Source organism: Microbacterium sp., from assembly GCF_047606685.1.
GTDB lineage: Bacteria > Actinomycetota > Actinomycetes > Actinomycetales > Microbacteriaceae > Microbacterium.
In genome coordinates, this window is the sequence record NZ_JASGEC010000050.1 from 37,932 (window position 1) to 46,725 (window position 8,794).

Consider the following 8,794-nt stretch of genomic DNA (forward strand, 5'->3'; position numbering starts at 1 on the left):
GCGGCCGACCGCGCCGAGGTTGCCATCGACATGGCACACGCGATCGTCCACACCGAGTTCGGCGGACCCGAAGTCCTGACCCTGGCTGAGATCCCCGATCCGGTCCCCGGCGAAGGCGAGGTCGCGATCCGCGTCGAGGCCGCGGGCGTCAACCCGATCGACTGGAAGCTGCGCTCCGGCATCCGCGCGTCCGCCCCGCTCGACAGGCCGCGGCGCGTCGGGTTCGACGGCGCGGGCGTCGTCGTCTCCGTCGGCGACGGGGTCGACGGCCTCCGCCCCGGCGACCCCGTGGCGTTTCGCGACGCGGCCGGCTCGTACGCGACGGCCGTCGCCGTCGCGGCATCGAACGTGTTCGTCCGCCTCTCGGGGGTGACGGCAGCGCAAGGAGCGGCCCTCGGCATCCCGGCCGGCACCGCGTACCAGTCCCTCCGCTCCCTCGGCGTTCGCGGCGGCGACACCCTCCTCGTGCACGGCGGCTCGGGCTCGGTCGGGCAGGCCGCGATCCAGTTCGCCGCGCTGTGGGGCGCCCGCGTGCTCGCGACCACGAGCGCGGGGCGCGCCGGCCGCGTGCGCGAGCTCGGCGCCGAGCCGATCGAGTACGGGCCCGGGTTGGTCGGCCGCGTGCGCGCGGCCGCCCCCGACGGCGTGAGCGTGATCCTGGATGCCGCCGGCGCCGACGAGGCGATCGAGGCATCCCTCGACCTCCTCCCCGACCGTTCGCGCATCGCGACGATCGTGCGCGGCAAGGACGCGCCCGGCTGGGGCATCCGCGCGTTCTCGGGCGGCGGCGCGTCCGCTTTGACGCCGCAGCAGGTGGCGTGGCGGGTCGAGGCAGTGCCGGTCGCCCTGGCCCTCATGGCGGTGGGCCGGTTCAGCGTCGAGTTCGGCGGCAGCTATCGGCTGGAGGATGCCGCGGACGCCCAGCGCGCGAGCCAAGACGGCGCGCCGGGCAAGCTCGTCCTGGAGCCGTGACGAACCGCGTCTCGTCTCGCTTCGCTCGCGGGGCGCAGCGGCCGCGCAGCCGGTAGGCTCCGGCTGTGACCGACCAGCACCCCGCCCTGCGATGGGGCATCCTCGCCACCGGCTACATCGCGCAGGCGTTCGCGAGCGACCTGCGCACGATCGGGCGCGACATCGTCGCGGTCGGCTCGCGGTCGGCGGACAGCGCCGAGCGCTTCGCGGCCGAGTTCGACGTCCCGCACGCGCACGCGTCGTACGAGGCGCTCGTCGACGACCCGGATGTCGACATCCTCTACATCGCGACGCCGCACCCCCTGCACGCCGCCGACGCCGTGCGGGCGCTGGAGGCCGGCAAGCACGTGCTCGTGGAGAAGGCGTTCACCGTCAACGCGGCCGAGGCGGCGCTCGTGCGCGACACCGCCGCCGCGCGCGGGCTGTTGGCGACCGAGGCGATGTGGACGCGCTACCTGCCGCACATGCAGCGCATCCGCCAGCTGCTCGCCGACGGCGCGGTCGGCGAGGTGCGCGCGGTGTTCGCCGACCACACCCAGTCCCTCCCCCTCGACCCCGCGCACCGCGTGAACGCGCTCGAGCTCGGCGGCGGCGCGCTGCTCGACCTCGCGGTCTACCCGGTGTCGTTCGTGTTCGACGTGCTCGGCCCGCCCACCTCGGTCGCCGCGAAGGCGCGGTTTGGCGAGACGGGGGCCGACACCGAGGTGGCGACGCTCTTCACGCACGCCTCGGGCGCCGTGTCGACGACGCTGTCGAGCATGCGCAGCGCCGGGCCGAACACGGCGCACGTCATCGGCACGGCCGGGCGCATCGACATCGACCAGGTCTGGTACGCGCCGACGACGTTCCGGCTCGTCGCCACCGACGGCACGGTGCTCGAGGAGTTCCGCGCCGACACCCCGGGCCGCGGCATGCAGTTCGAGGCGCTGGCGGCGGAACGGCTGGTCGCCACCGGCAATCTCGCCGGAGACATCCTGCCCATCGACGAGACCGTCGCGATCATGGCGACCCTCGACGAGGTGCGCCGCCAGATCGGGCTGCGCTACCCCGGCGAGCCGCCGCTGTGACTCCCGCCTAGGCTGGGCAGCGTGCCATCGTTGTCGCCTCTCGTCCGCCTGCCGGACGGCACCGTCAAACAGCGCGCCCCGCTGACGGGCACCGAGGTGTGGACGGTGCCCGGTCGCGCGCACCGCCCGATCGAGGCGCCGCGCGACGAGCGCACGCGCATCGCTCCCGACGAGCGCACGCGCCTGTGCGCGTTCTGCGCCGACCGCTACCGCGAGACCACGCCCGAGAAGGCGCGGCTGGTGCGCGGCGACGACGGCGGGCTCGAGTTGCTGCGGCGCGTGCCGCCTGACGCGCTCTTCGACACCGTCGCGGAGTTCCGCCGCTTCGGCAACCTCTTCGAGATCGTCTCTGCCGAGTATTGGCGCGAGAACTACGGGTTCCGCCAGCCGTCGGATGTCGTCCGCTGGGCCGACGAGTACCTCTCCGCGCCGACGGGCCGCGCGCAGGTGGAGCGGCTTCTCGCGACGCGGGACGCGGCATCCGGCATCCCCACAGACGTCGAGGCGGGCGCGCTCGACCTCGTCGGCGGCTCGCACGACGTCGTCGTGGCCCGGCGGCACGTGCGCGACGACGCCGAGTGGGACGACGAGCTGGTCTCGTCGGGCGAGCTGACGCCCGACGAGCACGCTGCCTACGTGTCGTTCACCATCGACGCGCTCACCCAGATCGCCGCCGCACAGCCGCACGCGAAGTACACCTCGGTGTTCCAGAACTGGCTGCGGCCCGCCGGCGCGACGTTCGAGCACCTGCACAAGCAGCTCGTCGCGATCGACGAGTTCGGCCCGCAGGTGTCGCGCGAGATCGGGATGCTGGCCAGCGACCGCGCCCTGTACCAGCGCGAGATCATCGATGCCGCCCGCCGCGAGGGCCTCGTCGTGGCCGCGAACGACCACGCCGTCGCGGTCGCCGGCGTGGGCCACCGCTTCCCGTCGTTCGAGGTGTACTCGCGCTCGCGCGCGCACCTCCCCCAGGCGCACGCGCCCGAGGAGCGGCGCGGCGTCTCCGACCTGCTGCACGCGCTGCACGCCGCGACCGGGGCGCGCGTGCCCACCAACGAGGAGTGGCACTACCGCCCGGCGGGCGTCATCGCGCCGATGCCGTGGCGCATCGTGCTCAAGTGGCGTGTGTCGACCCCGGCCGGCTTCGAGGGCGGCACCAAGATCTTCGTCAACACGATCGACCCGTGGATGCTGCGCGAGCGCGCCGTGACGGCGCTGCGCGACCTGCGCGAGGCCGGCCGCATCGGCGACGGCATCCGTCTCGGCGACGAGTGCCCGCCAGCCGACACCCGCCTGCACTACGCCGACTGAGCACGGGTCAGGTCAGCGGCGGCCAGCCACGAGGTCGCCGGCATGCCACGCTAGACAAGCACGCCCGAGACAGGAGCATCCATGGCCATCGCCGACTTCCCCCGCCACTCGCTGACGTTCGGGCCGAGCCCGATCCACCCACTCGACCGGCTGAGCGCCCACCTCGGCGGCGCCCGCGTGTGGGCCAAGCGCGAAGACGTCTCCAGCGGCCTGGCCTTCGGCGGCAACAAGGTGCGAAAGCTCGAGTACCTCGTTCCCGACGCGCTCGCGCAGGGCGCCGACACGCTCGTGTCGATCGGCGGCGTGCAGTCCAACCACACCCGCCAAGTCGCAGCGGTCGCCGCCCACCTCGGGATGAAGGCCGTGCTCGTGCAGGAGCACTGGGTGAACTGGCCGGATGCCGTGAACGACCGCGTCGGCAACATCCTCTTGTCGCGGCTCATGGGCGCCGACGTGCGCCTGTCCCCCGCGGGCTTCGGCATCGGCTTCAAGGATTCGTGGCGCGAGGCAATCGCCGAGGTCGAGCTGGCCGGCGGCACGCCGTACGCCATCCCCGCCGGCGCGAGCGACCACCCGCTGGGCGGGCTCGGCTTCGCGAACTGGGCCCACGAGGTGCGGGCTCAGGAGGCGCAGCTCGGCGTGTTCTTCGACACGATCGTCGTCTGCACCGTGACCGGGTCGACCCACGCCGGCATGATCGCCGGCTTCGCCGACCTGCTCGAGAACTTCGGCGACCGCCCCCGGCGCGTGCTCGGCATCGACGCGTCGGCCACGATCGACGAGACGCGCGACCAGGTCGCCCGCATCGCGCGCCGCACGGCGGAGCTGATCGGCGTCGGACGCGACCTGCGCGACGACGAGATCACGGTGCTCGAAGGCTGGGCCGGCGACGAGTACGGCATCCCGGTCGAGTCCACCGACGAGGCGATGCGCCTCACCGGGCGGCTCGAGGGCGTCATCCTCGACCCGGTCTACGAGGGCAAGTCGATGGCCGGGCTCATCGACCTGGTGTCGTCAGGCGGCATCCCGCGCGACTCGAACGTGCTGTACGCCCACCTGGGCGGCCAGCCCGCGATCAACGCGTACAGCGGCCGCTACCACTGACCCTCACGACGGCCCCGAACCCATTCGGTTGCCGCGAACTGCGCCCCGGCGCGGTCAAACGCGGCAACTCAGCGCGCGACGACCGGCCGACGCGCGCTCGCGGTCAATGGTGGGTCGCCTGCGCGGCCCGCAGCCGGGTGAGCACCTGCTCGCGCAGCTCGGCGGGGGCCGACTCGCGGCAGGCGCGGGCGACGACCTCGGTGAGTGTCGTGGCCACCAGCGCCTCCTCACGGCAGGCGGCGCAGTTCTCGAGATGCTCGCGGATGTCGGTGTGCTCGGTGCTGCACATCTCTCGCCGGAGGTACTCCTCCAGGTCTTTCCTGGCCTGGTCGCAGCCGCAATCGCTCATTTCTTGCCCCTCGGTGCGGCAGGCACGATCCCGCGCTCCTGCGCGTACTCCGCAAGCAGCTCGCGAAGCATCCGCCTGCCGCGGTGCAGACGGCTCATGACCGTGCCGATCGGTGTCTTCATGATGTCGGCGATCTCCTGGTAGGCGAAGCCCTCGACATCGGCGAGGTACACCGCCAGCCGGAAGTCCTCCGGGATGGCCTGCAGCGCGTCTTTCACGACCGACGCCGGCATGTGGTCGATCGCCTCCGCCTCGGCGGAGCGGGTGCTCGTCGCCGTCGTCGACTCCGCGCCGCCCAGCTGCCAGTCCTCGAGGTCGTCGATGGCGCTCTGGTAGGGCTCGCGCTGCTTCTTGCGATACGCGTTGATGTACGTGTTCGTCAGGATGCGGTACAGCCACGCCTTCAGGTTCGTGCCCTGGGTGAACGTGGCCCAGGAGGCGAACGCTTTGACGAACGTCTCCTGCACGAGGTCGGCCGCGTCGGCGGGATTGCGCGTCATACGCATGGCCGCGCCGTACAGCTGGTCCATGAACGGGAGCGCTTGCTGCTCGAACTCCGCTCGCGCGCGAGCGTTCTCGCCGTTGTTGCCCTGCGGGAGGCCGGGCGCCTCGTCAGTCATCGCGACCCAGTCTATGTCCGGGCCGACGGAGGCACGCGACGGCGTCTCCAGCAGCACAGGCATCCGTCCCTCCGATGTTCGCGGCGCACGAGGCGCGGTTCAGTAGGCTAGAAACCGATGACTGCCGACGGGTATTCCCCCGCCTCCGTTTGGCCGGCGCCGACAGCCGAGGGGCCGCTCCAAGCGACGTTGACCGTGCCCGGCTCGAAGTCGCTCACCGGCCGCGAGCTCGTGCTCGCCGCGCTCGCCGACGGGCCGGGCCGCCTGCGGTCCCCGCTGTACTCGAACGACTCCGACCGGATGTCGGCCGCACTGCGGTCGCTCGGGGTGGTCATCGAATCAGAGCCGGGGTCCGGCGCGTTCGGCGACGACCTCGTCGTCACGCCCCCCGCGCGCTTCGCCGGCGAGGCCGTGGTCGACTGCGGCCAGGCGGGCACCGTGATGCGGTTCATCGCCCCGCTGGCGGGCCTTTCCACCGGCGAGGTCGTGCTCACGGCGCACGAAAGCGCACTGCACCGGCCGATGGGCGAGATGATCAGGGCCCTGCGCGACCTCGGCGTCGACATCGACGACGGAGGCCACTGGTCGCTGCCGTTCACCGTCCGCGGGCACGGCCACATCCGCGGCGGCGAGGCGCACATCGACGCGTCCGCGTCAAGCCAGTTCGTCTCCGGCCTGCTGCTGGCAGCGCCCCGGTTCGACGTCGGCCTGCACCTCGTGCACACTGGCGACCGCCTGCCGAGCATGCCGCACATCGACATGACCATCGAGGCGCTCAGCCGCCGCGGCGTGCACGTGGAGCGGCCCGCGCACAACGAGTGGGTCGTCGCCGCCGGCCCGATCAGGGCGAAGGATGTCGCGGTCGAGCCCGACCTCTCCAACGCGGCGCCGTTCCTGGCGGCGGCGATGATCGCGGGCGGCTCGGTCACCGTCACCGACTGGCCGGTGCACTCGACACAGCCCGGCGGACTGCTCGGCGACATCCTCTCGCTCATGGGCGGCCGAGTCAGCCGCCGCGGCGGCGCGCTCACCGTCGCCGGCGGCCAGGGGATCACCGGCGTCGACCTCGACCTGTCGGCTGCGGGCGAGCTCACCCCCACGCTCGTCGGCCTGGCCGCGCTCGCCGACTCGCCATCGGCGTTCCACGGCATCGAGCACATCCGCGGGCACGAGACCGACCGGCTCGCGGCGCTGGCGACCGAGCTGCAGCGCCTCGGCGGCGAGGCGCAAGAGCTGCCCGACGGCATCCGCATCGTGCCCCGCCCTCTGCACGGGGGTCTGTGGCGAGCGCACCACGACCACCGCATGGCGACCACCGGCGCGCTGCTGGGGCTGGCCGTGCCCGGCGTCGAGGTCGACGACATCGGCACGACGGCGAAGACCCTGCCGCAGTTCGTGGAGCTGTGGGAGCGCATGCTCGACGGCGCGTCGGATGCCGCGGCCTAACCGGGCGGCGCGGTGAGCGTGGTGCACCCGTGAGCTGGCTCGACGACACCGACGACGACGAGCCAGAGTTCGACGAGGCCGACGTGCGCGTCCGCCCCAACCCGAAGGCGAACCGCCCCCGCACCAAGCGCCGCCCCGCGCACGGCGACGCCGTCGTCGCGCGCGTGCTCGGCGTCGACCGCGGCCGCTACACCGTGCTCGTCGACGAGGACGGCGCGAACGAGCACGAGGCACTCGCGGTCCGCGCCCGCGAGCTGCGCAAGACGCCGATCGTCACGGGCGACCGCGCGCGCGTGGTGGGCGATGCCTCGGGCGCCGAGGGCACGCTCGCCCGCATCGTCGGCATCCAGGAGCGCACGTCGCTGCTGCGGCGCAGCGCCGACGACACCGACCAGGTGGAGCGCGTCGTCGTCGCCAACGCCGACCAGATGCTCGTCGTCGTCGCCGCCGCCGACCCCGAGCCGCGCGAGCGGCTGGTCGACCGGTACCTGGTCGCGGCGCTGGATGCCGGCATCCGTCCCCTGCTCGTGGTGACCAAGACCGACCTCGCCGACCCGGCCGACTTCCTCAGCCACTTCGACGGGCTGGGCCTGGAGGTGTTCACGAGCGCGCGCGGCGAGATGCCGCTGGAGCGCATCGGGGCGGCGCTCGTGGGGCACTCGACCGTGTTCGTCGGGCACTCCGGCGTCGGCAAGTCGACGCTCGTGAACGCGCTCGTGCCCGGCGCCGACCGCGCCACCGGCCACGTCAACGTCGTCACCGGCCGCGGCCGGCACACCTCGAGCTCGACCGTGTCGCTGCGGTACGCGTCGGCCGCCGGCCGCGGGTGGGTCATCGACACCCCGGGCGTGCGCTCGTTCGGGCTCGGGCACATCGACCCGGCCAACATCCTGCGTGCCTTCACCGACCTCGCCGAGATCGCCGAGGAGTGCCCGCGCGGCTGCACGCACCTCCCCGACGCCCCCGACTGCGCGCTCGTCGAGGCGGTGGCCGAAGGGCGCCTCGGCGACACCGGGGCCGCGCGGCTGGACTCGCTGCAGCGCCTGCTCACGACCTTCGCCGGTTGAGGGCCGCGTCGCCGCGAGCGGCGGGCGTAGGCTGGGACGGTGACTCAGCTCCAGGCCGGCGACACCGCCCCCGACTTCACTCTCGACGACCAGGACGGCTCCCCCGTCTCGCTGCGCGACCTGCGCGGCCGCAAAGCGATCCTGTACTTCTACCCGGCCGCCATGACGCCCGGCTGCACCACGCAGGCGTGCGACTTCCGCGACAGCCTCGCGTCGCTGCAGGGCTCGGGCTACACGGTCATCGGCATCTCCCGCGACGAGCCGGCCAAGCTCAAGGAGTTCGCCGAGCGCGACGGGCTGGCCTTCACGCTCGTGAGCGATCCCGACCACGGCGTGCACGACGCGTACGGCGCGTGGGGCGAGAAGGTCAACTACGGCAAGACGATCCAGGGCGTGCTGCGCTCGACGGTCGTGATCGACGAGAACGGCGTGGTCACGCACGCGCTGTACAACGTCAAGGCCACCGGCCACGTCGCGCGGCTGCGCGCGCTGCTGGGGATCTAAGGCTCGCCCTCGCGCGCGGCGCGACGCGAGGCGCCGAACAGCAGCGCGAGGCACACAGCCGCTGGCACGGCGAGCGCCGCGCCGACGCCGGGATGGGCGTACTGGCCCGTCGCCGCGCCGAGCGCGACCGCCAGCACGAGGAGCTGGGCAACGATTCCGCCCGAGCGCCCCCACGAGCGGCCGCGCGCGATTCCGACGGCGAACGCGAGCACCACGATCGCGCCGAGCGCCGTCAGCACGATGAGCGCGGTCGAGCTGGCCGCCGACTCGGCGTCGCCTCCGGCGAGGGCGACCGCCTGCCATCCGGCCAGCACCGCCAGCGCCGCGCCCTCGATCGCGACGAGCGCCGCCGCG

10 protein-coding genes are annotated in these 8,794 nt (G+C 73.3%); 7 read left to right on the forward strand and 3 right to left on the reverse strand.

The genetic code is table 11. From position 1 onward, the window contains the following. Positions 1 to 30: 30 nt before the first annotated feature. From QM611_RS05645 to QM611_RS05660, 4 genes are all read left to right on the forward strand, one after another. On the forward strand, positions 31 to 972 hold the full coding sequence (locus QM611_RS05645; protein WP_415078927.1) for a quinone oxidoreductase family protein: 942 nt from the start codon (positions 31 to 33) through the stop codon (positions 970 to 972). A 65-nt stretch (positions 973 to 1,037) separates the two neighbouring features. After that, a complete protein-coding gene (locus QM611_RS05650) occupies positions 1,038 to 2,039 on the forward strand; it encodes a Gfo/Idh/MocA family protein (RefSeq protein ID WP_415078928.1) in 1,002 nt (333 codons plus the stop codon). A 21-nt stretch (positions 2,040 to 2,060) separates the two neighbouring features. Beyond that, positions 2,061 to 3,350: a DUF4921 family protein gene (locus QM611_RS05655; RefSeq protein WP_415078929.1), complete on the forward strand. Its 1,290-nt coding sequence runs from the start codon at positions 2,061 to 2,063 to the stop codon at positions 3,348 to 3,350. A gap of 81 nt (positions 3,351 to 3,431) precedes the next feature. Next, positions 3,432 to 4,454 carry a 1-aminocyclopropane-1-carboxylate deaminase gene (locus tag QM611_RS05660; RefSeq protein WP_415078930.1) on the forward strand — a complete coding sequence of 341 codons (1,023 nt, stop codon included), beginning with the start codon at positions 3,432 to 3,434 and terminating at the stop codon, positions 4,452 to 4,454. 103 nt (positions 4,455 to 4,557) lie between these two features. Here QM611_RS05660 and QM611_RS05665 read toward each other — a convergent pair whose 3' ends face one another. Further along, on the reverse strand, positions 4,558 to 4,803 hold the full coding sequence (locus QM611_RS05665) for a zf-HC2 domain-containing protein (RefSeq protein ID WP_415078931.1): 246 nt from the start codon (positions 4,801 to 4,803) through the stop codon (positions 4,558 to 4,560). Next, positions 4,800 to 5,423: a sigma-70 family RNA polymerase sigma factor gene (locus tag QM611_RS05670; RefSeq protein ID WP_415078932.1), complete on the reverse strand. Its 624-nt coding sequence runs from the start codon at positions 5,421 to 5,423 to the stop codon at positions 4,800 to 4,802. The genes QM611_RS05665 and QM611_RS05670 overlap by 4 nt, the downstream gene beginning before the upstream one ends. Before the next feature lie 117 nt (positions 5,424 to 5,540). Between QM611_RS05670 and aroA the strand changes: the two genes are divergently transcribed. From aroA to bcp, 3 genes are read left to right on the forward strand one after another with little or no spacing between them, the layout of a single operon-like run. After that, positions 5,541 to 6,869, forward strand: a complete 1,329-nt coding sequence (aroA, locus tag QM611_RS05675; RefSeq protein ID WP_415078933.1) for a 3-phosphoshikimate 1-carboxyvinyltransferase — start codon at positions 5,541 to 5,543, stop codon at positions 6,867 to 6,869. A gap of 29 nt (positions 6,870 to 6,898) precedes the next feature. After that, positions 6,899 to 7,936, forward strand: coding sequence for a ribosome small subunit-dependent GTPase A (gene rsgA, locus QM611_RS05680; RefSeq protein WP_415078934.1), 1,038 nt, complete (start codon positions 6,899 to 6,901; stop codon positions 7,934 to 7,936). A gap of 39 nt (positions 7,937 to 7,975) precedes the next feature. Continuing rightward, a complete protein-coding gene (gene bcp / locus QM611_RS05685; protein WP_415078935.1) occupies positions 7,976 to 8,440 on the forward strand; it encodes a thioredoxin-dependent thiol peroxidase in 465 nt (154 codons plus the stop codon). On the opposite strand, the gene QM611_RS05690 is transcribed toward bcp, so the two are convergent. Beyond that, positions 8,437 to 8,794 (reverse strand): histidine kinase (locus QM611_RS05690; RefSeq protein WP_415078936.1); only part of this gene is annotated, 358 nt, incomplete at its 5' end. The genes bcp and QM611_RS05690 overlap by 4 nt on opposite strands.